Annotated in this window: 20 protein-coding genes and 1 riboswitch; of the genes, 4 read left to right on the top strand and 16 right to left on the bottom strand. The window is 60.2% G+C overall.

Annotated elements, in window-relative coordinates:
• Position 1: 1 nt before the first annotated feature.
• The 13 genes from ACIPY9_RS03550 to ACIPY9_RS03490 form a co-directional block, all read right to left on the bottom strand.
• Positions 2-544, bottom strand: coding sequence for a GNAT family N-acetyltransferase (locus tag ACIPY9_RS03550; protein WP_400697059.1), 543 nt, complete (start codon positions 542-544; stop codon positions 2-4).
• Positions 545-555: 11 nt separating this feature from the next.
• The gene (gene ureA / locus ACIPY9_RS03545; protein WP_400697057.1) at positions 556-858 is read right to left on the bottom strand and encodes an urease subunit gamma; all 303 of its coding nucleotides are present in this window, start codon (positions 856-858) and stop codon (positions 556-558) included.
• A 61-nt stretch (positions 859-919) separates the two neighbouring features.
• Positions 920-1,765, bottom strand: coding sequence for an urease accessory protein UreD (locus ACIPY9_RS03540; RefSeq protein WP_400697056.1), 846 nt, complete (start codon positions 1,763-1,765; stop codon positions 920-922).
• 48 nt (positions 1,766-1,813) lie between these two features.
• Positions 1,814-2,512, bottom strand: a complete 699-nt coding sequence (urtE, locus tag ACIPY9_RS03535; protein WP_117183373.1) for an urea ABC transporter ATP-binding subunit UrtE — start codon at positions 2,510-2,512, stop codon at positions 1,814-1,816.
• 108 nt (positions 2,513-2,620) lie between these two features.
• Positions 2,621-3,481 (bottom strand): urea ABC transporter ATP-binding protein UrtD, encoded by an 861-nt coding sequence (gene urtD / locus ACIPY9_RS03530; RefSeq protein WP_400697053.1) that lies wholly within the window; start codon positions 3,479-3,481, stop codon positions 2,621-2,623.
• The gene (gene urtC, locus ACIPY9_RS03525; protein WP_400697052.1) at positions 3,478-4,557 is read right to left on the bottom strand and encodes an urea ABC transporter permease subunit UrtC; all 1,080 of its coding nucleotides are present in this window, start codon (positions 4,555-4,557) and stop codon (positions 3,478-3,480) included. The genes urtD and urtC overlap by 4 nt, the downstream gene beginning before the upstream one ends.
• Positions 4,557-6,146, bottom strand: coding sequence for an urea ABC transporter permease subunit UrtB (urtB, locus tag ACIPY9_RS03520; protein ID WP_400697051.1), 1,590 nt, complete (start codon positions 6,144-6,146; stop codon positions 4,557-4,559). The genes urtC and urtB overlap by 1 nt, the downstream gene beginning before the upstream one ends.
• Positions 6,147-6,235: 89 nt before the next feature.
• Positions 6,236-7,501, bottom strand: a complete 1,266-nt coding sequence (gene urtA, locus ACIPY9_RS03515) for an urea ABC transporter substrate-binding protein (protein ID WP_400697050.1) — start codon at positions 7,499-7,501, stop codon at positions 6,236-6,238.
• A gap of 307 nt (positions 7,502-7,808) precedes the next feature.
• On the bottom strand, positions 7,809-9,182 hold the full coding sequence (locus ACIPY9_RS03510) for a PepSY-associated TM helix domain-containing protein (RefSeq protein WP_400697049.1): 1,374 nt from the start codon (positions 9,180-9,182) through the stop codon (positions 7,809-7,811).
• 48 nt (positions 9,183-9,230) lie between these two features.
• Positions 9,231-11,351: a TonB-dependent copper receptor gene (locus ACIPY9_RS03505; protein ID WP_400697048.1), complete on the bottom strand. Its 2,121-nt coding sequence runs from the start codon at positions 11,349-11,351 to the stop codon at positions 9,231-9,233.
• 57 nt (positions 11,352-11,408) lie between these two features.
• Positions 11,409-11,852, bottom strand: coding sequence for a DUF2946 domain-containing protein (locus tag ACIPY9_RS03500; protein WP_400697047.1), 444 nt, complete (start codon positions 11,850-11,852; stop codon positions 11,409-11,411).
• Positions 11,853-11,865: 13 nt separating this feature from the next.
• Entirely contained in the window at positions 11,866-12,327 is a 462-nt protein-coding gene (locus ACIPY9_RS03495; RefSeq protein WP_400697045.1) for a copper chaperone PCu(A)C, read from the bottom strand.
• Positions 12,328-12,381: 54 nt separating this feature from the next.
• Entirely contained in the window at positions 12,382-12,765 is a 384-nt protein-coding gene (locus ACIPY9_RS03490; RefSeq protein ID WP_400697044.1) for a DUF2946 domain-containing protein, read from the bottom strand.
• Between the two features lie 232 nt (positions 12,766-12,997).
• Positions 12,998-13,100, top strand: a riboswitch (S-adenosyl-L-homocysteine riboswitch).
• 23 nt (positions 13,101-13,123) lie between these two features.
• On the opposite strand from ACIPY9_RS03490, the gene ahcY reads away from it, so the two are divergent.
• From ahcY to ACIPY9_RS03475, 3 genes are all read left to right on the top strand, one after another.
• A complete protein-coding gene (gene ahcY / locus ACIPY9_RS03485) occupies positions 13,124-14,533 on the top strand; it encodes an adenosylhomocysteinase (RefSeq protein WP_400697042.1) in 1,410 nt (469 codons plus the stop codon).
• Between the two features lie 114 nt (positions 14,534-14,647).
• A complete protein-coding gene (gene metF, locus ACIPY9_RS03480; RefSeq protein ID WP_400697040.1) occupies positions 14,648-15,493 on the top strand; it encodes a methylenetetrahydrofolate reductase [NAD(P)H] in 846 nt (281 codons plus the stop codon).
• 361 nt (positions 15,494-15,854) lie between these two features.
• Positions 15,855-17,735: a DEAD/DEAH box helicase gene (locus ACIPY9_RS03475; RefSeq protein WP_400697039.1), complete on the top strand. Its 1,881-nt coding sequence runs from the start codon at positions 15,855-15,857 to the stop codon at positions 17,733-17,735.
• A gap of 125 nt (positions 17,736-17,860) precedes the next feature.
• On the opposite strand, the gene ACIPY9_RS03470 is transcribed toward ACIPY9_RS03475, so the two are convergent.
• From ACIPY9_RS03470 to ACIPY9_RS03460, 3 genes are all read right to left on the bottom strand, one after another.
• Positions 17,861-18,439 carry a YceI family protein gene (locus ACIPY9_RS03470; RefSeq protein ID WP_400697037.1) on the bottom strand — a complete coding sequence of 193 codons (579 nt, stop codon included), beginning with the start codon at positions 18,437-18,439 and terminating at the stop codon, positions 17,861-17,863.
• A 27-nt stretch (positions 18,440-18,466) separates the two neighbouring features.
• A complete protein-coding gene (locus ACIPY9_RS03465; protein WP_400697035.1) occupies positions 18,467-19,015 on the bottom strand; it encodes a cytochrome b in 549 nt (182 codons plus the stop codon).
• Positions 19,016-19,392: 377 nt separating this feature from the next.
• Entirely contained in the window at positions 19,393-21,216 is a 1,824-nt protein-coding gene (locus ACIPY9_RS03460) for an FAD-dependent oxidoreductase (RefSeq protein WP_400697033.1), read from the bottom strand.
• 187 nt (positions 21,217-21,403) lie between these two features.
• Here ACIPY9_RS03460 and ACIPY9_RS03455 point away from each other — a divergent pair, with 187 nt between their 5' ends.
• Positions 21,404-22,810, top strand: coding sequence for an adenosylmethionine--8-amino-7-oxononanoate transaminase (locus tag ACIPY9_RS03455; RefSeq protein ID WP_400697032.1), 1,407 nt, complete (start codon positions 21,404-21,406; stop codon positions 22,808-22,810).
• Positions 22,811-22,875: the final 65 nt, after the last annotated feature.

The raw sequence follows: 22,875 nt of genomic DNA, 5'->3' as shown, positions 1-22,875 counted from the left end.
CCTATCGAGGTTGAGGAGCCTGGGAAGCCGGTGCGGGAGCGCCGGGAGACAGATCCAGCTGCATGAAGGTCAGGTCCAGCCAGCGCCCGGACTTGGTGCCGACCTGAGGCATCTGCCCGGTGGTCTTGAAGCCCAGACGTTCATGCAGAGCGATGGATGCGGCATTACCGCTCTCGATGGCGGCGACCATGATGTGCTTGTCGCAGAGGCGGGCACGCTCGATCAATGCAGCCATCAGTTTTGGCCCCAGCCCCTTGCCGCGCTGATCGGCACGGACATAGACCGAGTGTTCGACGGTGTGGCGAAAACCCTCGAAAGGGCGCCAGTCACCGAATGACGAATACCCCAGCACTTCTCCTTCGCTGTCAACGGCGACCAGGATGGGATAGGCCTGTGCCTGACGGGCGTCGAACCAGGCCTGACGGTTGGCCAGGTCCACGGGCTGTTCGTTCCAGATGGCCGTGGTGTTGAGCACCGCATCGTTGTAGATGGCCAGAATACCGGCCAGGTCGGCGGGCAGGGCATCGCGAATCAGGTCGTTCATGGGTCGTTGGCTCAGGCAATCGGTTGATGCACGGTGACCAGTTTGGTGCCGTCCGGGAAGGTGGCTTCCACCTGGATCTCGGGGATCATCTCCGGGATGCCTTCCATGACCTGATCGCGGCTCAGCAGGGTGGTGCCGTAATGCATCAGATCGGCCACGGTCTGCCCGTCGCGGGCGCCTTCCAGCAGTGCCGCCGAGATATAGGCTATGGCTTCCGGGTAGTTGAGTTTCACTCCGCGAGCCAGTCGGCGTTCGGCAACCAGGCCAGCGGTGAAAATCAGCAGTTTGTCTTTTTCGCGTGGAGTCAGGTCCATTGTCGGGTCCGTTTCTTTGAGTTTTGATGATGTTGTTCGCGAACAACATCACCCCGCACAATCATGTATTCCAGATTCTGGGTGTTACGGCCTCGCGCCCGAGTAAAACCGGGCGCAGCAGCTTCCATAATTCGATCAGCCAGGCCCGTGCGTGCATGGCCTCATCCGCCAGGCAGCGCGCCACCACCAACCCCGGTAATTGAGTCAGGTCGCCACGGACCGGGTTGGGCAGCGAAATCGAACGGCAGGTTTCGAGCAGTTCGCTGTCGATTTCTCCGGTGATCAGCAATGTGCCAAAGACCGTCTTGCCGTCCAGGCCGATGGGCGAGTCCAGCAGACCGTCGCCTCCGACAATGCGCTGCCGTTCGTGCCAGAGCAACTGGCCGTCGCGGCGAATGTCCAGATGAGACTGGAAATGACCTTGCTCGAAGCGTTCATCACTGGCAGGGCGCCCCAGCGCCACCACGTCCCAGTAGCACAGCCGGGCATTGCCCATCAGCTCGATTCGGGTGGCCAGTTCAGCCTGGGCCTTGCTGAATACGATGGTTTCCTGAGGCAGCCATTCGAGGGTCGCGCCGGGTTCGACGCGCAACTCCAGTTGCTGATAGGCCGGGCTCGCGGCGCGATACCATTTGGCGGCGCCGGGGCTGGTCAGTTGGGCCCAGGCCTGCTGGCCGACCGTGGCCGAGATATCCAGTAGATCCCCGCCTGCAATGCCGCCGGGTGGGTGAACAATGATGTGCTGGCAGACTTGCGGGCCTTCGGCATACAAGTGTTTCTGCACTCGCAACGGCCCTTTGTGGCGTCGCTGGACCGGTCGCGTGGTGTCGTCGAAGCGCCCATAGCCCAGCTCCAGCTCGGCATGCCAGCTGGGGGTGAACAGGGCGGTGTGGGCAGGCAGGTTCATGGTGTCTTCATGGGGTTGTCGAATGCAGCACCTTAACGGATTGGCGTCTCAAATGGTGACCAGACCACGGACGCCCTCGGCTTCCATGTTCTCGCCCCGGCCTTGCTGGACGATTTCGCCCCGGGACATCACCAGATACTGGTCGGCCAGTTCGGCGGCGAAATCATAGAACTGTTCCACCAGCAGAATAGCCATGTCACCCCGTTCGGCCAGCTTCTTGATGACCGCGCCGATTTCCTTGATGACCGAGGGCTGAATGCCTTCGGTGGGTTCATCGAGAATCAGCAACCGTGGACGGCTGGCCAGCGCACGACCGATTGCCAGTTGTTGCTGTTGACCGCCAGACAGGTCACCGCCGCGCCGATGCTTCATCTGCAACAGCACGGGGAACAATTCATAGATGAACGCCGGAACCTCTTTGGCCTCCGAACCGGGGAAACGTGACAGGCCCATCAACAGGTTTTCCTCGACCGTCAGCCGCCCGAAGATTTCCCGGCCCTGAGGCACGTAGGCAATGCCGGCATGCACGCGCTGGTGCGGCTTGAAGCCGGTAATGGGCTTGCCTTCCCACTGGACTGAGCCTTCCTTCGAGGGCAGCAGCCCCATCAACACCTTGAGCAATGTTGTCTTGCCCACGCCGTTACGTCCGAGCAGGCAGGTGACTTCACCGACTTTCACATCGAAGGACAAGCCACGCAGGATGTGACTGCCGCCGTAGTATTGATGAAGCTTTTCGACTTGAAGCATGGCTATGGTTTCTCATCTATTGCGGCGTCCACCCGTAGGAGCGGATTCATCCGCGAAAACGTCGTCGCGTTTCACACAGCATTCGCGGATGAATCCGCTCCTACGGCTTCAGCGCCCCAGATACACTTCGATCACGCGTTCGTCGGCCTGTACGTCGGCCAGCGAGCCTTCCGCCAGAACGCTGCCCTGGTGCAGCACGGTCACGTGGTCGGCGATCGAGCCGACGAAGCCCATGTCGTGTTCCACCACCATCAGCGAGTGTTTGCCTGCCAGGCTCTTGAACAGCTCTGCCGTGAATTCGGTTTCTGCGTCGGTCATGCCGGCAACCGGCTCGTCGAGCAGCAACAGTTGCGGGTCTTGAACCAGCAGCATGCCGATTTCCAGAAACTGCTTCTGGCCGTGGGACAGCAAGCCCGCGGGGCGATGCAGCGAAGCCGTGAGGCGGATGGTTTCCAGCACTTCGTTGATCCGGTCCTGCTGCTCGCCGGTGAGGCGGGCGCGGAGGCTGGCCCAGACGGACTTGTCGGTTTTCTGCGCCAGTTCCAGGTTCTCGAACACACTCAGGGCTTCAAACACCGTGGGCTTCTGGAATTTGCGGCCGATCCCGGCCTGAGCGATCTGCACTTCGCTCATCTGTGTCAGGTCCAGGGTTTCGCCGAACCAGGCCTTGCCATGGCTGGGGCGAGTCTTGCCGGTGATCACGTCCATCAGCGTGGTCTTGCCCGCGCCATTGGGGCCGATGATGCAGCGCAACTCGCCCACGCCGATGTACAGGTTCAAATCGTTGAGGGCCTTGAAACCGTCGAAGCTGACACTGATGTCTTCCAGGGTCAGGATCGTGCCGTGCCGGGTATTGAGCCCCTGGCCTGCACGCTGGCCCAGGCCGATGGCGTCCCGGCTGGTGCCAGCATCGGAGTTGGGGTCCAGAATCGGTTCGAGCATGAAGGCCGGTGTCGGTGTGTTTTTCATGACTCGCTCCTTTTCTTCAACAGGCCGATCACGCCCTTGGGCAAGTACAGCGTCACGATGATGAACAGGGCGCCGAGGAAGAACAGCCAGTATTCCGGCAGCGCTACGGTGAACCAGCTCTTCATGCCATTGACCAGACCGGCCCCCAACAGAGGGCCGATCAGCGTGCCGCGTCCCCCCAGTGCGACCCAGACGGCGGCTTCGATGGAGTTGGTCGGGGACATTTCGCTGGGGTTGATGATGCCCACCTGCGGGACATACAGCGCCCCGGCCAGCCCGCAGAGCACAGCGCTCAGCACCCAGACGAACAGTTTGAAACCCCGTGGATCGTAGCCGCAGAACATCAGGCGGTTTTCGGCGTCGCGCAACGCGGTCAGCACCCGACCGAACTTGCTCTGCGCCAGCCGCCAGCCCACATACAGGCTCGCCACCAGCAGCAGGACCGTTAGCAGAAACAGGGTGGCTCGTGTGCCCTGTGAGCTGATGCTGAAGCCCAGAATGCTGCGGAAATTGGTAAAGCCGTTATTGCCACCCAGGCCGGTTTCGTTGCGGAAGAACAGCAGCATGCCAGCGAAGGTCAGGGCCTGGGTCATGATCGAGAAATACACACCCTTGATCCGCGAGCGAAAGGCGAAGAAACCGAACACCAGCGCCAGCAAGCCCGGTGCCAGTACCACCAGGCACATGGCCCAGAGGAAATTGTCGGTGCCGACCCAGTACCAGGGCAGTTCGGTCCACGACAGAAAGGTCATGAACGCTGGCAGACCATCGCCTGCGGCTTCACGCATCAGGTACATGCCCATGGCGTAGCCGCCGAGTGCAAAGAACAGGCCGTGGCCCAGGGACAGCAAACCGGCGTAACCCCAGACCAGATCCAGCGCCAGGGCAACGATGGCATAGCACAGGATCTTGCCGACCAGCGTCAGGGTATAGGCCGAAACCTGCAGGCCGTTATCGGCAGGCAGCAACGACAAGAGCGGCATGGCGAGCAGTATCGCCAGTACCAGAATGCCCACGGTCAGCGTGCCTTTGGGCCCGACTTTCTGTGCAGCGGTCACTATCAATGGCTGATTCATCAGTCGATCACCCGTCCTTTCAGTGCGAAGAGGCCTTGCGGACGTTTCTGGATAAACAGAATGATCAGCGCCAGGATCAGGATCTTGCCCAATACGGCACCGATTTGCGGTTCAAGAATCTTGTTGGCGATGCCCAGCCCGAAAGCGGCCATCACGCTGCCTGCCAGTTGGCCGACACCGCCGAGCACCACCACCAGGAACGAGTCGATGATGTAGCTCTGGCCCAGGTCCGGGCCAACGTTGCCGATCTGACTCAAGGCCACGCCGCCCAGCCCGGCGATCCCCGAACCCAGCCCGAAGGCCATCATGTCGATGCGCCCGGTGGGCACGCCGCAGCAGGCGGCCATGTTGCGGTTCTGGGTCACGGCGCGCACGTTCAGGCCCAGGCGGGTCTTGTTCAGCAGCAGCCAGGTCAGCACCACCACAAACAGGGCAAAGGCGATGATCACGATACGGTTATAGGGCAGTACCAGATTGGGCAGGACCTGAATGCCGCCCGACAGCCATTCGGGGTTGGCGACCTCAACGTTCTGTGCACCGAAGGCCAGGCGCACGGCCTGAATCAGCATCAGGCTGATACCCCAGGTGGCGAGCAGGGTTTCCAGCGGTCGGCCATACAAATGGCGAATCACGGTGCGCTCCAGCGCCATGCCGATCAGGGCCGTGACGAAGAACGCCACCGGCAAGGCGATCAGCGGGTAGTACTCGATGGCGCCCGGCGCATAGCGCTGGAACATCAGTTGCACCACATAGGTGGAATAGGCGCCCAGCATCAGCATCTCGCCGTGGGCCATGTTGATCACGCCCAGCAGGCCGAAGGTGATCGCCAGTCCCAGGGCCGCCAGCAGCAGGATCGAACCCAGTGACAGGCCGCTGAAGGCCTGCCCCAGCACTTCGCCGACCATCAGCTTGCGTTTGACCTGCGCCAGGCTGGTTTCAGCTGCAATTCTTACGGTGGTATCGGTTTCTACGCCGGGCGAAAGCAAGGTTTCAAGCCGGGTACGTGCCAGAGGGTCACCGGTCTCGCCCAGCAGGCGGACTGCTGCCAGCCGCACAGTGGGGCTGCTGTCGACCAGTTGCAGATTGGCCAGTGCCAGGTTCAGGGCGTCATGGACGCTGGTGTCGGTTTCGGCGGCCACGCGCTGGGTCAGCAATTCCAGTTGCGCAGGGCGGGCACTTTTTTGCAATTGCCGGGCCGCAGCCAGACGCACTTTGGCATCGGCGGCCAGCAATTGGTGGCTGGCCAGCGCGGTCTCGACCAGACCCCGCAGGCGATTGTTCAGGCGCAGTTTGCGCGGTTCATCCGGGGTTGGGGCGTCGGCGGCGGCAGGTGCCTGAGCATCCATCGCCACGTATTGCTCATTGTTTTCAAGGTAGGCGCGTTTGCTGCTGTCCACAGCGACACGCCCATCGCGCAAGGCTTCGAGCAGTTCGACGCGCTCAGCCTCAGGGCGGGCTGCCCAGGTTTCAAGCAGGTCAGCCTGTTGCGACGAGCTGGCAGAGACGAAATCGCCCGCATCGCTGGCGTGTACGGCCCATGGCAGCAGCAACGCGAACGTGAGGATGAGACGGTACAGGGTCTTGGGCATATCGATAGCCTGAGGTCGGCGGTGAGGCATTTCGCGAATGAATTGCCCCCGCAGGAGCGAATTCATTCGCGAAAGGTATTGGCTCTGTCTTAGTTGCTCTTCACGGCATGGTCCGGCTTCTTGTCGTTGCCAGGGATGTACGGGCTCCATGGCTGGGCGCGGATAGGGTCTTTGGTCTGCCAGACCACGTTGAACTGACCGTTATCCTCGACTTCGCCGATCATCACCGGCTTGTGCAGGTGGTGGTTGGTCTTGTCCATGGTCAGTGTGAAGCCCGACGGCGCGGCGAAGGTCTGGCCGGCCATGGCTTCACGCACTTTGTCGACATCGGTGGACTTGGCTTTCTCGACAGCCTGAGCCCACATGTGGATACCCACGTAGGTGGCTTCCATCGGGTCGTTGGTCACGGCCTTGTCGGCACCCGGCAGGTTTTTCTTCTGGGCGTAGGCTTTCCAGTCAGCCACGAACTTCTTGTTGACCGGGTTTTCCACGGACTGGAAGTAGTTCCAGGCGGCCAGGTGCCCGACCAGAGGCTTGGTGTCGATGCCACGCAATTCCTCTTCGCCGACCGAGAAAGCGACGACCGGAACGTCGGTGGCCTTCAGGCCCTGGTTGGCCAGTTCCTTGTAGAACGGCACGTTGGAGTCGCCGTTCACGGTGGAGATCACCGCCGTCTTGCCACCGGCCGAGAACTTTTTGATGTTCGCCACGATGGTCTGGTAATCGGCGTGGCCGAACGGGGTGTAGACCTCTTCGATGTCGCTGTCCTTCACGCCTTTGGAATGCAGGAATGCGCGCAGAATCTTGTTGGTGGTACGCGGGTAAACGTAGTCGGTGCCCAACAGGAAGAAGCGCTTGGCCGCGCCACCGTCTTCGCTCATCAGGTACTCGACCGCAGGAATTGCCTGCTGGTTAGGCGCTGCGCCGGTGTAGAACACGTTGGGCGACATTTCTTCGCCTTCGTACTGAACGGGGTAGAACAGCAGGCCGTTGAGTTCTTCAAACACCGGCAGCACCGATTTACGCGATACGGAGGTCCAGCAGCCAAATACCACGGCCACCTTGTCCTGGGTCAGAAGCTGACGACCTTTTTCCGCGAACAGTGGCCAGTTGGACGCCGGGTCCACGACCACAGGCTCCAGCATCTTGCCGTTCACGCCGCCCTTGGCGTTGATTTCGTCGATGGTCATCAACGCCATGTCTTTGAGCGAGGTCTCGGAGATGGCCATGGTGCCGGAAAGCGAATGCAGAATACCGACCTTGATCGTTTCGGCTGCCTGAACGGTCCAGGTCATACCCATTGCGGCGATTGATGCGGTCAGGGTGAAGGCTTTGATCAGGCTGCGACGCTTCATTGGACGGCTCCGTTCTGTTGGCTTTTTGAGTTGGGCGAAAAGAATTGCCTGGGTGCTGCCAAGCAAGGGCTGTGCCCAGCCGGGAAAATGAGCCGCTGCTGCGTTCTGGAGAGGGTGTCTGGAAGGGGCGCGCACTGAAGTGGCGCTGATCGTGGTGCGTTGTGGTTTTTTTGTTCGTTGTTGGTGCGCCAGGCATGGAAAAGCCGCTTTTCAGCGGCTTTTCCAGAGGATTTGACGAGGCCCGAACCGGTCGGGTGAGGAATTCATCACAAAACCGCCCGCCGGTTTCAGGCTTCGCAGCTGCAATTTAAGCTGCCGCGGACGATTTGGCAAAGCGTGAAAAAACTATCCGATCGAATGCCCATACTGCCACCAGCGAAGCCCCTACCAGTGGAAACGCTACAGCCAGTCCAAACATGATCACGATCGCCGTTTTCCAGCGGGGCAAGTCATGCCGCAGAGGCGGTGTACCCAGCCCTCCTTTGGGGCGGCGCTTCCACCAGATCACCAGTCCGCTCACCGAACCCAGCAGGATCATCAGGCAGGCGACAAAGATCAGCATCTGGTTGATCCAGCCGAAAAACTTGCCCTCATGGAGCATCACGCTCAGTTCGGTGGCCCGGGAAACCAGGCTGTAATCCTGCCAGCCCACATGGGCCAGTACCTGGCCGCTGTACTGGTCGATATGCAGGGTGGCGTCATTACGCGGGTCGTCTGCGAACACTGCCACCGTGAAAACGCCTTCGGCTGTCTTGGGGGCGGTGATGCTGTAACCGGGTTCGACGCCGTGTTCGGTGGCGATGTCGACGACCTGCTGCAAGGTGATTTTCGGGGCCGCAGGCCCGGCAGACGGGCCGTGATGATGCATGTGTTCGGCATGCTCACCCGTGGACTGCGGCATCGGCGTGTTTTCCATCGCCCAGGGCACGGTCTGTACGCTTGCCGTGTTGAGTTCGCCCGCCAGTTGAGTGGATTTGGGAACGTCGTTCCACATGGCGGCGGGGAAGGTATTCCACAGATCGGCGTATTGCTTGCCCCACATGCCGGTCCAGGTCATGCCGCTGAGGAGCATGAACAGCAGAATCAGCGACCCCCAGAATCCGGTGACCGCATGCAGGTCGCGCCATAGCATTCGCCCACGGCTGGACAGACGCGGCCAGAGCACGCCGCTGGCCGTTATGCCGCGTGGCCACCATAGATACAGGCCCGACACCACCAGCATGATGCCCCAGCCTGCCGCCAGCTCGATCAACCGGTCACCGACGGTGCCGATCATCAGCTCGCCATGCAGGGCGCGGGCGATGGCTTGCAGGTTGTTCTTCGCGTCCTGGGTGCCTAGGATCTCGCCACGATAAGGGTCAATGAAGACGTTCAACTCGCGGCCCTGTTCACGGACCACGAACTGGGCGCTGCCCTGTTCGTTGACCGGCGGGAAGTATTTGCTGATCGCGGCCTGTGGATAACGGCTCAGTACCCGCTGCTGCAACGCGTCGGCGCTGATCCGGTGGTGTGTCGGTGTCACGTTCAACAGGTCGCTGTACATCAGGTTGTCCAGCTGGGGCTTGAACAGATAGATGATCCCGGTCAGCGACAGCAGGATCATGAACGGCGCCACGAACAGCCCCGCATAGAAGTGCCAGCGCCAGGCCAGGTTATAGAAAGAGACTTTACGCTGTGACATGGAAAGCGCTCACGGTAAAAGAATTCAAGGCTGAATCACGGTTCATCATCAGAAGCTCACATCGACCCTGGTCCACAGCGTGCGGCCCGGTTCATTGATTGCACTGGGGTCATCGGCCGAGAAGCCGAAACCGGCATTGCCTGCCAGGTTCAGGTGTTCGGCGTAGTTCTTGTCCAGCAGGTTATCGACCCCGGCACTGAGCTTGAGGTGCTTGTTGACGCGGTACGCGCCGTTGAGTGAGAACACGCCAAAGCCCGGGCTTTCATCCAGATCCTTGCCGACCACGTTGCCTTTGTTCAGGTCGATGCGAGTCTGTTTGCTGACCACTCGCCACAAGGCCCCCGCGCTCCAGGCATCACGGGTATAGCTCAAGCCCAGACGGGTTTCCAGTGGCGGCATCTGTGGCAAGGCAGTGCCGTCGCTGCTGTTCTTGCCCCAGGCGTAGGCCAGGGTGGCGTCGGCTTTCCAGTTGGACGTCAGTTGATAGGCCGCCCCCAGTTCGCCGCCCATGATCCGGGCATCGATATTCTGTGCCTGCGAGGTCGAGCCCATCATGCCGCCATCGCTGTAGGCGAACAGAATATAGTCACGTACCTGGCCGACGTAACCTGAGGCCCAGGCTTCCAGATCATCGGTCTTGTACTGAATACCGAAGTCGAACTGTGTGGTTTTCTCCGGCTTGATCGAGTCGTAGGCGTTGACGGACCCCTCTGGCCCGGAGGTGGGGGAAAACAGTTCCCAGTAATCCGGGAAGCGCTGCACATGGCCCAGCCCTGCATAGACCGTGGCGGGGGCCGAGGTCAGGTCATGTTCATAGCGAAGGAAACCGCTGGGCAGGGTGTCGGCGCGGGTCTTGTCGGCGGTAGGGTTGGCTGTGGCCATCATGCCCGAGCCGGTGCTTTGCCGATAATCCTTGACCGAGGCCCTGTCCAGACGTGCTCCACCGATGATTCGGTCCTGTTGCGCGGCATACCAGGTCAGTTCGCTGAAAATGCCGTAGTTATGGAAGTCGGCATCCTTGGTCCATGGCAGCGCTTTATAGGTGTCGACGCCGGAAGCCGAACGGGCGCGGTGTTCGTTGGTCTGGGCGTCGATGCCGCTGATCAACTGCACATCGTCCCAGCGCCAGGTGGCCTTGAGGCGTGCGCCCATGGTGCGGCGATCCACGTTGCTGGCCATGGCTGAAGCCATCATGCCGGTGCCCGAGGGGTTGCGCAGGTTGTAGTTGTCCATCACATGATCGGCGTAGTTGTAATAGACCTGTGCTTCAACCTTGTCGAGAACATCGCCGATATTGGATTTCTCGAAGCGCAATCCAAGGCTTTCACGCTTGAATTGAGAGCCGTCCATGCCGCGTCCGGCATAACGGGCTTCGCCATCGCCCTTGCCGGCGGTCAGCTCCAGCAGCGTATCGGCATCCGGGGTCCAGCCCAGGGTGACATCGCCGTTCCATTTCTCCCAGCGTGACGGCACGGTATCGCCGTTGCCGTCCTGGTAATCGTCCGAACGGGACTGGTTGCCAATCACCCGCACATACCCCAGTTGCCCACCTGCTGCGGCATCCACCAGCTTGTCGAACCGCCCATTGGAACCTGCCAGCAGGCTGGCATTGACGCGCGTGCCCAACTCACCGAAGTGTTCCGGTTCGCGCTCGAAAAGCACCGTGCCAGCCGAAGAGCCCGGCCCCCACTGTACGGATTGCGGGCCTTTGATCACCGTCAGGCGGTCGTAGGTTTCCGGCGAAATGTAGGAGGTCGGTGCATCCATCCGGTTCGGGCAGGCACCGAGCATCAGGCTGCCGTTGGTGAGGATATTCAGACGTGAACCGAACATGCCGCGCAGGACCGGGTCGCCATTGGTCCCGCCTGCACGGATCGCGGAAAAGCCCGGAATGGTTTTCAGGTAATCCGCACCGTCGCTGGCCGGCACGGGCTGGCGAGGGTCCTTGGGATCGGTGACGACCGTCAGGGGCGAGCTGGGGGCCACGGCGGTGATGACGGTCGGGCTGATTTCGTTGGTTTCATGATCGTGCAGGGCGGTATCGGTGGCGGCCAGCGCAAAAGGCGTCAGGGCCGTGCCGCACAGCACGCTGAGGGCGTGCCTGTAACGTATCCGGGAAAGGTTCGGCATGAAGCGTGGCGCACGCGCGCGTATCCGGGAGCTGGACATAAGCGTTCCATTCATTCAGTCAGGGTCGCGCAGCCTTCGGGCTGCGGTTGTCAGGGTTCAGGACAGGACTGAAGAAGGCGGTGCCCGGCTGCGGGCGTGAAGGTAGGCGCTTTGACGGGCATGACTCTGCCGGGTGATGGCGGCAAAGAAGTCCGAGGGCTTGGGCGGTGTTGCAGCCACCAGTGTCAGCACTTGAGGCAGGGCAGGACAACTGAACAACAGGGTGCAGTAGCCACATTTGGCCCATAACGCATGATCGCCCATGCCCGTATCGACCGGCTGGTGATGTTCGCTGCCGCCGTGATGAGCGTGGGACATTTCCATGTCCATCGACGCGGACATGGGCATCGACATGGACATACCGGCGTGATGCTCCATCGGCATCGACTGGGAAACCAGCGGGCCGATAAAGATCATCAACATGGCGAACAGGCTCAGCCACGCGCCTCGGGTTCTACGAGGTGCGGACAAGCTGGCGCGATCAGGGCGCATGGCGCTCAAGTCAGGCAGTCAATCAATGCTTGTGTTCGGGCTCCTGCTTCTGGATCACGACCTGTACATCGATATCGCCTGCCTTCTCGAAATGCAGCGTCATCGGGAAGCGCTGGCCAAGCGTGAGCAGGGAGCGGTCTTTGATGTCCAGCAGCATGACGTGATAGGCCATGGGTGCAAAACTGACCTTTGCGCCTGCCGGGACGGCAACGGACGGGACCTGTTGCATCTTCATCAGCCCGTTGGTCTGCACGTGTTCATGCAGTTGCGCTTCGCCTGCGATGGGGCTTTTGACGCTGAGCAGACGGTCAGGGCTGTTGCCCTTGTTCTCGATGGTGAAGTACGCCGCCACGGTCGGCGCATTCGGTGGCAGTTCCATGGACCATGGATGGCCGATCAACAACTGGCCGCCGGTGTATTCGTGAGCATGGGCAAAGCAGGCAGGCAGCAGCAACGCGGCCAGCATGAGGGCTTTCTTGAGCATTGTGGTTCTCCGGTCAATTCATTCAGGCGTGTTGAAACACTCGCGAAGTGAACATCAGGCGTGCGGAGAGGCTCGGGGATTGGCGCTTGGCCATTGCTGGCGGGGGGAGGCATGGCTCAGGAAAATCTCAGCCGGGAAATAGTCCGGCTCCGGCCTGACCAGCAGATCGTGAAAGCCCGAAGAGAGGGCGACCACGATAGAGCCTGAGCAGCAGGCACAATGCTGCATGCCACTGTGATCGTCCTGGGCCGGTGTGCTTTGAGTGGTATCGCCCAGAGAGATCGCCACCAGACGCGTGCCACTGCCACTGCAGAAACTGCCCCATAACAGCTGCTCGCCCGACGTGCGCGCAGCACCCGGCGACAGAGGCATGGCCAGCAGGCTGAACAGCACTGCAAAGCAGGCAATCCAGACCGATGTTGTCCGGCGTTGGGACATTACGGTTTCCGTTTGAGTGAACAATCCAGTCGACCCCGCCATTTAGCCTGAACGGGGGCGATAAGTAAAAAGCCAGAGGCGTGGTCAGGTGTCGCGGAGGAGGGGCTCGGTTGCGCCGAGGAGCTGTACCGTCAGCTTCGCCGATAGAAACCCTTGGGAAGAATCGTCAGCGCGGCTATACTGCCCCCCGTTTCAAAACGGTCATCTTCACTTGCTACCGTTTTCCCGCCACCTGTCCGAGGGGCGCTGCAGCAGGTTTTCCTGTCAGGCTCGGATGGGGCGTTGTCTGACCGGCCCCCGGTCAGGCCTTAAACGCACAACGGCGCCCATTCGCATTTTTATGGAATGGAGACTCTCAATGAGTGCTGTAATCACGCCTGCAGATTTTAACGATTTCAAGGTTGCCGATATTTCCCTGGCGGCCTGGGGCCGTCGCGAAACCATCATCGCCGAATCCGAAATGCCAGCCCTGATGGGGCTGCGCCGCAAATATGCCGGTGAACAACCGCTCAAGGGCGCGAAGATCCTCGGTTGCATTCACATGACCATCCAGACGGCCGTGCTGATCGAAACCCTGGTCGCACTGGGCGCTGAAGTTCGCTGGTCGTCGTGCAACATTTTCTCCACCCAGGATCAGGCTGCTGCTGCCATTGCCGCTGCCGGCATCCCTGTTTTCGCCTGGAAAGGCGAAACCGAAGAAGAATACGAGTGGTGCATCGAGCAGACCATCCTGAAAGATGGCCAGCCATGGGATGCCAACATGATCCTCGACGACGGCGGCGACCTGACCGAGATCCTGCACAAGAAATACCCACAGATGCTCGAGCGCATCCACGGTGTGACCGAAGAAACCACCACCGGCGTTCACCGCCTGCTGGACATGCTGGCCAAGGGCGAGCTGAAAATCCCGGCCATCAACGTCAACGACTCGGTCACCAAGAGCAAGAACGACAACAAATACGGTTGCCGTCACAGCCTGAACGACGCCATCAAGCGTGGTACTGACCACCTGCTGTCCGGCAAACAGGCGCTGGTCATCGGTTACGGTGACGTGGGCAAGGGCTCGGCTCAGTCCCTGCGTCAGGAAGGCATGATCGTCAAGGTCACCGAAGTCGACCCGATCTGCGCCATGCAAGCCTGCATGGACGGTTTCGAAGTGGTTTCGCCGTTCATCAACGGTGAAAACGACGGCACCGCTGCCAGCATCGACAAGGCTCTGCTGGGCAAGATCGACCTGATCGTGACCACCACCGGTAACGTCAACGTCTGTGACGCGAACATGCTCACTGCGCTGAAAAAACGTGCCGTGGTCTGCAACATCGGTCACTTCGACAACGAAATCGACACCGCTTTCATGCGCAAGAACTGGGCATGGGAAGAAGTGAAGCCACAGGTCCACAAGATCCACCGCACTGGCGCCGGTTCTTTCGACCCACAGAACGACGACTACCTGATCCTGCTGGCCGAAGGCCGTCTGGTTAACCTGGGCAACGCCACAGGCCACCCAAGCCGCATCATGGACGGCTCGTTCGCCAACCAGGTTCTGGCTCAGATCTTCCTGTTCGGCCAGAAGTACGCCGACCTGACTCCTGCTCAAAAGGCAGAGCGTCTGACCGTTGAAGTACTGCCGAAGAAACTCGACGAAGAAGTGGCCCTGGAAATGGTCCGCGGTTTCGGCGGCGTCGTGACCAAACTGACCAAGACCCAGGCCGACTACATCGGCGTGACCGTCGAAGGTCCGTTCAAGCCACACGCTTACCGTTACTGATTGATACGGGCAGTCCGCTCCCCCAGTAGGAGCGGACTTGTCCGCGATCGAGCGCGAAGCGGTCGTTACGACCATTTCGCGAACAAGTTCGCTCCTACAGTGAGATCGGCCTCCATGAGCCAAGACCGTCGCTTCAGCTTCGAGTTCTTCCCGACCAAGACCGATGCTGGGCATGAAAAGCTGCTGACCGTTGCGCGTCAGCTTGCCAGCTACAACCCGGATTTCTTCTCCTGCACCTATGGTGCCGGTGGTTCTACCCGTGACCGCACGATGAATACCGTGCTGCAACTGGAAAACGAAGTCAAAGTCCCTGCTGCACCGCACCTGTCGTGCGTGGGCGACAGCAAGGCCGAATTGCGTGACCTGCTGGCCCAGTACAAGAATGCCGGTATCAAACGCATCGTCGCTCTGCGCGGTGACCTGCCTTCGGGCATGGGCATGGCCAGCGGCGAGCTTCGTTATGCCAGCGATCTGGTGTCCTTCATTCGTGAGGAAACCGGCAGTCACTTCCATATCGAGGTCGCGGCCTACCCGGAGATGCACCCTCAGGCGCACAACTTCGACGACGATGTGAAAAACTTCGTGCACAAGGCCAAGGCCGGTGCAGACAGTGCGATCACCCAATACTTCTTCAACGCCGACAGCTATTTCTACTTCCTGGAGCGCGTACAGAAGAAAGGCGTTAGCCTGCCGGTCGTGCCGGGCATCATGCCTATCACCAACTACACCAAGCTGGCCCGTTTCTCGGATGCATGCGGTGCGGAAATCCCGCGCTGGATCCGCAAGCAGCTGGAAGCCTACGGCGATGACACTCAAAGCATCCAGGCATTCGGCGAGCAGGTCATCACGCAGATGTGCGAACGCCTGCTGGAAGGTGGTGCACCGGGTCTGCATTTCTACACGCTCAACCAGGCTGAACCGAGCCTGGCCATCTGGAACAACCTGAAGCTGCCACGCTGAAGCGTTTTTTCCAGGCAGGCATTCCCGGCTCATGTCCGTGAATGCCTGTAGCTGAAACCGTTGGGCAGCATGAAAGCAGCACAGCGCGTTGGCTCTGTTATACTCCAGCCTTCCCGCCAGGCTTACGCCCGGACGCTCGGTCTTGCAGAGCCCATTTCGACCACGCAACAGCGCCTTTCCAAGCCGCGCCAATGCCCCGGAATGAACCAGAGACCCTGCAGGACCGGACGGGATCGCGTCTTCTCAGTCTCAGTACAAAAAGCAGGCAATCAAGCACCTGCCGTTTTTACGAGGCCTGAACGCCATTCGCGCCAGGCAAGATTATCCCTTGAGCTCAAGCTCCAACAGAACAGGATTACTCATGTCCTTTGCTTCCCTCGGTCTCTCCGAGGCTTTAGTCCGCGCCATCGAGGCAGCGGGCTATACCCAGCCTACTCCGGTGCAACAGCGGGCCATTCCCGCCGTGTTGCAAGGTCGCGACCTGATGGTTGCGGCACAGACAGGTACTGGTAAAACCGGTGGCTTCGCCCTCCCGATTCTGGAGCGGTTGTTCCCCAACGGTCACCCGGACAAATCCCAGCGTCATGGCCCGCGCCAACCTCGCGTGCTGGTCCTGACCCCCACCCGCGAACTCGCCGCTCAGGTGCATGACAGCTTCAAGCTCTATGCCCGTGACCTGAAGTTCGTCAGCGCCTGCATTTTTGGCGGCGTCGGCATGAACCCGCAGGTTCAGGCCATGGCCCGTGGTGTCGACGTGCTGGTGGCCTGCCCGGGTCGTCTGCTCGATCTGGCCGGCCAGGGTAGCGTCGACCTTTCCCACGTTGAAATCCTGGTGCTCGACGAAGCCGACCGGATGCTCGACATGGGCTTCGTCCATGATGTGAAGAAAGTGCTCGCCCGCTTGCCTGCCAAGCGTCAGAACCTGCTGTTTTCGGCGACCTTCTCGGCTGACATCACCGCACTGGCCAGCAAGTTGCTGCACGACCCCGAGCGCATCGAAGTCACGCCACCGAACACCACGGTCGAGCGTATCGAGCAACGGGTCTTCCGCCTGCCGGCCAACCACAAGCGTTCGCTGCTGGCGCACCTGATCACTCAGGGGGCATGGGAGCAGGTTCTGGTCTTCACCCGTACCAAGCACGGTGCCAACCGTCTGGCCGAGTACCTGGACAAGCATGGTCTGAGCGCCGTTGCCATTCACGGCAACAAGAGCCAGAACGCCCGTACCAAAGCCCTGGCCGATTTCAAGGCGGGCGATGTGCGCATCATGGTCGCGACCGATATTGCCGCCCGTGGCCTGGACATCGACCAGTTGCCCCATGTGGTCAACTTCGAGCTGCCCAACGTCGATGAAGACTACGTCCACCGCATTGGCCGTACCGGCCGCGCAGGTCGTACCGGTGAAGCGATTTCGCTGGTGGCACCGGACGAAGAGAAGCTGCTCAAAAGCATCGAGCGCATGACCCGTCAGAAAATCCCGGACGGCGACCTGATGGGCTTCGACATCAATGCGGTCGAGGCCGAGAAGCCTGAAGTCCGCGAGCGCCCGGACGTCCGTAACCCGCGCGGATCACGTGCTCCACGTGGCGAAGGCGAAAAGAGTAACAACGGCGGTCGCCGTGACAAGGGCAAGGACAAAGGCAAGGAAAAACCTGCCGCCGCCGCTGCCGGCGAACGTCCTGCCCGTCAGCCTCGCGAAAGAAAACCTCGCGAAGGCTCGCCCCGTGAACAGCGTCAGTCACAACCGCCGCGCCCGGCACCGGACCGCGCGCCTGACGAGTTCCTGGATGACGATGTGGATAACTTCGGCAACCGCGCCGACTACGTCAGCCCTTACCAGAACAAGGCATCTGGACGCGGCCGTCGCCCCGGTGCGCCTGCGGCACAAGGTGCAGCGGGTGGTGCGGGACGTCCACAGGGCCAGGGTCGCCAGGGCAACCCGCGCAGCAGCAATGGCTCGGGTGCTGGCAACGGCACTTCGGGCAAGCGCAATGGTTCCGGATCCGGTTCGCGCAATGGCGGCTCCCGTGACGGTCAGCCACGCAACCGCCGTCCGGCACGTGACGATCAGGCCCGTCAGGAACCGCTCGTGCGCAATCCGCGTGAAGGCCAGCCGCAACCGAGAATCGTGCACAAGGAATCGAAAATCGATCGGTTCCCGTCTGCCGAGCAGCTCGATCAGTTGCCAAGCCGCCCACGCGGTGAAAAACCGGCCTTGCTGACGCGCAATCGCGAAAGCTGAAAGCCCTGCTGAAATGAAAACGCCCCGACATGTTCGGGGCGTTTTCATTGGGGGTGGTATTGCTCCTGCGCCCCCGAAAACAAAAACGCCGACCCTGAGGTCGGCGTTTTATCGTGCAGCCAGGCTTACTTCTTCTGAATACCTTCAAAGGTGATGTTCAGGTCCAGAGTCTGGGAAGACGGGCCTGGGCCTTTGATGCCGAAGTCATTCAGGTTAAGTGTCGAAGTACCGTTGAAGCCGGCACGGTAGCCGCCCCATGGGTCTTTACCTTCGCCGTTGAAAGTGGCCTTGATCACGATTGGCTTGGTGACACCGTGCAGGGTCAGGTCGCCAGTGACGTCAGCGGTTTTCTCGCCAGTGGATTTGACACTGGTGGAGACGAACTTGGCTTCTGGGTATTTGCCAGCGTCCAGGAAGTCCTTGCTGAGGATGTGCTTGTCGCGCTCGGCGTGGTTGGTGAAGAGGCTGGCGGTTTTCAGATCGACAGCGATCTTGCTGGCTTCAGGCTTGGCAGCGTCGAAGCTGAAAGTACCGCTCCAGTCCTTGAATGTGCCATGAATGAAGCTGTAGCCCAGGTGGCTGATCTTGAAGTCAACGAAAGCGTGCTGGCCTTCCTTGTCGATCACGTAATCAGCAGCCATCGCCTGACCAGCAGACAGCAGAGCAGTACCTAGAGCCAGAGCGGCGAGAGACTTCTTCAACATGCTTTTATTCCCGTTTTGGTTGAACAATCAGTTACGACCCAGCATACGCTTGAGGGTCACATCGCGATCGATGAAGTGGTGTTTCAGTGCAGCCAGGCCATGGAGCACCGCAAACACAACGATGAACCATGCCAGATAAAAGTGTATCCAGCCCGCCGTCTCGGACTGCCCGGGCAGGCCACTGATCAGTGCCGGAACCTCGAACAGGCCGAAAACCGGAATCCCGACGCCGTCGGCTGTGGAAATCAGGTAACCGGCGAGCATCACGGCAAACAGCGCGACATACAGAAACAGATGGCCAAACGCAGCACCGAGGCGCGTCAACTTACTGTAGCTGTCCAGGGGGGGAGGCGGCGGGCTGAGAAAGCGCCAGACCACACGGAACAGCATCACGGCAAACAACGTGATACCGATGCTCTTGTGCAGATCGGGTCCGGCCTTGCGCCAGCTATCGTAATAATCCAGCCCCATCATCCATAGCCCAAGCGCAAACAAACCAAAGACCACAACAGCCACGCCCCAATGCAGCACCATGCCGACCAGACCGTAGCGAGAGGATGAATTACGTAACTGCATCGCCAATTACCCTGTGAGAAGTGTTACCAGACTAGCTTTTTATCTATCGAATGAAAGCGCAAAAATTTGCTCTGAAATATCGAAAAATACGATCAAAGGCATGTTGTCGCGCCTTCCTGAATCGCTTCCTCGATGTTTGATCCCCGTCTTCTCGAAGGCTCTTTCGAGGCTTTTCAATGACAATCGGCTGTTTTGCTGGCGCAGCATCTCGATAAATTCTGGTCAGTAACACTCTGCCATGACCATCGGCCGTTCAATGGCGATGAACGGCACTCTGCCAAAAGTTCCACTCCACAGGTTTATAAAGAACGAATGGGCGGCGCATAAAAAAAGGGCACGGTAGGAATACCGTGCCCTTTCAGGTCAGCGCTTGGCGATCAGTTCTTGGTCTCTGTCGCTGTCGGCTCGACCTTTGTCTTGGCTGGCGCTTTGGCAGCCTCGGTTTTTGCCGGTGTTTTCGCCGGAGCGGTGGATTTGGCGGGAGCCTTTTCCTTGTGCGCGGCTTCTTTTTTCACTGGCTCTTTTTTAACGGCTTCCTTGGCCGGGGTTTTCCTGGCTTGCTCTGCCTTGGTCGAAGTCGCCTTGGCTGGCTCGGCTTTCGCCGGTGTCTTGGCCGGTTCGGCCACTGGCGTAACAACGGGAGCGACAACAGGTGCAACGGGAGCGGGAGTCGGCTCAGGGGCTTTCTCGACAGGCTTCTCGACCGGTTTTTCAGCCGGTTTCTCCGAGGAACCACCGAACAGGTTGCTGAAGAAACCACCTTCGGATTTCTTCTCTACAGGCGCCGGGGTCGGGGCTGGAGCGACCTTGACCGGCTCGAAGGATTTACCGGCTGCCAGATCCTGCACCTGGCTGGCCGCCCGCTGACCACTGCGCAAGGCGCCTTCCAGTGTGCCGGGGTACAGGGCGTCGGTGTGCTCACCCGCAAAGGCTACGCGTTGAACGGGTTTTTCCCACAAGCGCCAGTATTTGCTGATCTGGCCCGGACCGAATGCCAGATAAGAACCGCCGGTTGAGGGATCGACGCTGTAACGGCGAATCTCGTAGCCGGTGTAGGCGCCTCGGGCCTGTGGATAAAACGTGTGCAGGCGAATCAGCACCTGATCGACCAGTTGCTTGTCACCGAATGCCTGCATGATCCGGGCATTGTCGCCGGACAGGTTGATCACCACGTTGGCACCGCCCTTGAGTGCAGGCTCGATCCACAGCATGCCCAGGCCGGTGTTGCTGAAGATTTCACCCGACATGCGCGCCTTGCTGTCCCAGACCGGCGTCTTGAACTTGAGCATGATCTGGTCGCGCCAGCCATAGTTGGTGCCTTTCAGGGCGCCCATGTGCTGGGCATCCAGTGCCGGTGTCATCTGAATGTTGCTCAACGAGCGCAGAGGGACGGCCAGCACCACATAATCGGCGCTGTAACCCACGGCCCCGACCTTGACCGTGACGCTGTCCTTGTCCTGCACGATGGCCGACACCGGGGAACTGGTCTTGATGGTCTTGAGTTGTTTGACGAAGGCCTGGGCCAGTACCACGCTGCCGCCCGGCAGACGGGCTGCGCGCTGGTCGCGCTCATCCACCGAACGATACACCCGCGATTGCTGGGCAAAGTACAGCAGCGACAGGCGCGAAGGCTCGTCATAGCGGGTACGGATTTCCTGGTTGATCAGCTGCCGTGCCGTTGCGGGCAGGTTCAGGCGGTCCAGCCAGTTGGAGACGTTGATCTGATCCAGGGCGAACAGGGTGCTGTTGGCCGCCGGGTTTTCCGGGTTTTCGATGGAGCGTGCCAGATTGTCCAGCGTCTCTTCATAGCGCTTGATGGCCTCGGCGGTCGCCGGTTGCTTGAGCGCCAGATCGGCCTGGGTGAAATGCACGCCGTCGATCAGGTAGCTGGGGGTACGCACAAACTCGGGAGCCGGCACGCTCTGGATCTTGAAGTTGTCCAGATAGCGGTTCAGGACCGGCTGGGTCTTGGTGTTGCCGATCCACTCGCTGGTGGCCAGTCCCGAGCGTCCGCCGATGTTGGGTCTGGCTTCCAGCAAGGTCACCTGCCAGCCTTTGTTCTGTAATTCATAGGCCGCCGTCAGACCGGCCAGACCGCCGCCGACGACAATGGCCGTGCGTTGTTTTTCATTGGCGAGCGCTGAAACGCTGACCAGCCCTATCACGACAAACGCACACCCGCGCAGCCAACCAGAAAGCATTCCGAGAACTCCGAAAAACAGGGGAAATGGCCAATGCCAAAGAAGAGGCGCGCAGCATACGCCAGCCATAAAATGCCCGCCAGCCATGTTCAAAACGATACAAATGGTTGTCCCACAGCCGGGCATTGCATAGGCTTGCGCGATTGTTCGCCCTCGCGTCATGCGAGCTGCTACCCGGAGATTGCCAATGGGCCTTAATGACCAGTGGATGCAACGCGACCTCAAGGTCCTGTGGCACCCCTGCACACAGATGAAAGATCACGAAAGCCTGCCCCTGATTCCGATCAAGCGCGGTGAAGGCGTCTGGCTGGAGGACTTTGAAGGCAAGCGTTATCTGGATGCTGTCAGCTCCTGGTGGGTCAACGTCTTCGGCCACGCCAACCCGCGCATCAACCAGCGCATCAAGGATCAGGTCGATCAACTGGAGCACGTCATTCTGGCCGGCTTCAGCCATCAGCCGGTGATCGAACTCTCCGAACGTCTGGTCAAGCTCACGCCTGAAGGGCTTACACGCTGCTTCTACGCCGATAATGGGTCTTCCTGCATCGAAGTTGCGCTGAAAATGAGCTTTCACTACTGGCTCAATCGCGGTCAGCCGAACAAGAAGCGCTTTGTCACCCTGACCAACAGCTACCACGGCGAAACCATGGCCGCGATGTCGGTAGGCGATGTGCCGCTGTTCACTGAAACCTATAAGGCGCTGCTCATGGACACCCTCAAGGTGCCCAGCCCGGATTGCTACCACCGCCCGCAAGGCATGAGCTGGGAAGAGCATTCGCGCAACATGTTCGCCGCCATGGAGCAGACCCTGGCCGAGCATCACGACAGCGTGGCTGCCGTGATCGTCGAGCCTCTGATTCAGGGCGCGGGCGGTATGCGCATGTATCACCCGGTCTATCTCAAGCTGCTGCGCGAGGCCTGTGACCGTTACGGTGTGCATCTGATCCACGATGAAATCGCCGTGGGCTTCGGTCGTACCGGCAGCATGTTTGCCTGTGAGCAGGCCGGTATCCGCCCGGATTTTCTGTGCCTGTCCAAGGCCCTGACCGGCGGCTACCTGCCGCTGGCTGCCTGTCTGACCACCGATGAGGTGTACGACGCCTTCTACGATGACTACCCGACGCTGCGCGCCTTCCTGCATTCTCACAGCTACACCGGTAACCCGCTGGCCTGTGCGGCGGCACTGGCGACGCTGGATATCTTCGAGCAGGACAATGTCATCGAAAACAACAAGGCGCTGGCACAGCGGATGGCCACTGCAACGGCGCATCTGGTGGACCATCCCCATGTAGCGGAAGTGCGCCAGACCGGCATGGCCCTCGCCATTGAAATGGTGCAGGACAAGGCGAGCAAGACCGCTTACCCATGGCAGGAGCGTCGCGGCATGCAAGTCTTCCAGCATGCGCTGGAGCGTGGCGCATTGTTGAGGCCGCTGGGCAGTGTGGTGTACTTCCTGCCGCCGTACGTGATCACCCCTGAGCAGATCGATTTCCTGGCCGAAGTGGCCAGTGAAGGCATCGATATCGCCACCCGCAGCAGCATCAGCGTGGCCGTGAGAGAAAACTTCCACCCCGATTTCCGGGACCCGGGTTAACACCCAGCAGGAGGGGATTCATCCCCGAAAACTCCGCACACCACGTTTGCAAGAATAACCACCCA

The organism is Pseudomonas sp. NPDC089734 (assembly GCF_044748865.1).
GTDB lineage: Bacteria > Pseudomonadota > Gammaproteobacteria > Pseudomonadales > Pseudomonadaceae > Aquipseudomonas.
Note: the sequence above shows the minus strand (reverse complement) of the source record. Positions and strands in the feature narration are given on the sequence as shown.

Coding starts and splice junctions, on each gene's coding strand:
- ACIPY9_RS03550 (WP_400697059.1), bottom strand. CDS start 544: ATGAACGACCTGATTCGCGATGCCCTGCCCGCCGACCTGGCCGGTATT.
- ureA (WP_400697057.1), bottom strand. CDS start 858: ATGGACCTGACTCCACGCGAAAAAGACAAACTGCTGATTTTCACCGCT.
- ACIPY9_RS03540 (WP_400697056.1), bottom strand. CDS start 1,765: ATGAACCTGCCTGCCCACACCGCCCTGTTCACCCCCAGCTGGCATGCC.
- urtE (WP_117183373.1), bottom strand. CDS start 2,512: ATGCTTCAAGTCGAAAAGCTTCATCAATACTACGGCGGCAGTCACATC.
- urtD (WP_400697053.1), bottom strand. CDS start 3,481: ATGAAAAACACACCGACACCGGCCTTCATGCTCGAACCGATTCTGGAC.
- urtC (WP_400697052.1), bottom strand. CDS start 4,557: ATGAATCAGCCATTGATAGTGACCGCTGCACAGAAAGTCGGGCCCAAA.
- urtB (WP_400697051.1), bottom strand. CDS start 6,146: ATGCCCAAGACCCTGTACCGTCTCATCCTCACGTTCGCGTTGCTGCTG.
- urtA (WP_400697050.1), bottom strand. CDS start 7,501: ATGAAGCGTCGCAGCCTGATCAAAGCCTTCACCCTGACCGCATCAATC.
- ACIPY9_RS03510 (WP_400697049.1), bottom strand. CDS start 9,182: ATGTCACAGCGTAAAGTCTCTTTCTATAACCTGGCCTGGCGCTGGCAC.
- ACIPY9_RS03505 (WP_400697048.1), bottom strand. CDS start 11,351: ATGTCCAGCTCCCGGATACGCGCGCGTGCGCCACGCTTCATGCCGAAC.
- ACIPY9_RS03495 (WP_400697045.1), bottom strand. CDS start 12,327: ATGCTCAAGAAAGCCCTCATGCTGGCCGCGTTGCTGCTGCCTGCCTGC.
- ACIPY9_RS03490 (WP_400697044.1), bottom strand. CDS start 12,765: ATGTCCCAACGCCGGACAACATCGGTCTGGATTGCCTGCTTTGCAGTG.
- ahcY (WP_400697042.1), top strand. CDS start 13,124: ATGAGTGCTGTAATCACGCCTGCAGATTTTAACGATTTCAAGGTTGCC.
- metF (WP_400697040.1), top strand. CDS start 14,648: ATGAGCCAAGACCGTCGCTTCAGCTTCGAGTTCTTCCCGACCAAGACC.
- ACIPY9_RS03475 (WP_400697039.1), top strand. CDS start 15,855: ATGTCCTTTGCTTCCCTCGGTCTCTCCGAGGCTTTAGTCCGCGCCATC.
- ACIPY9_RS03470 (WP_400697037.1), bottom strand. CDS start 18,439: ATGTTGAAGAAGTCTCTCGCCGCTCTGGCTCTAGGTACTGCTCTGCTG.
- ACIPY9_RS03465 (WP_400697035.1), bottom strand. CDS start 19,015: ATGCAGTTACGTAATTCATCCTCTCGCTACGGTCTGGTCGGCATGGTG.
- ACIPY9_RS03460 (WP_400697033.1), bottom strand. CDS start 21,216: ATGCTTTCTGGTTGGCTGCGCGGGTGTGCGTTTGTCGTGATAGGGCTG.
- ACIPY9_RS03455 (WP_400697032.1), top strand. CDS start 21,404: ATGGGCCTTAATGACCAGTGGATGCAACGCGACCTCAAGGTCCTGTGG.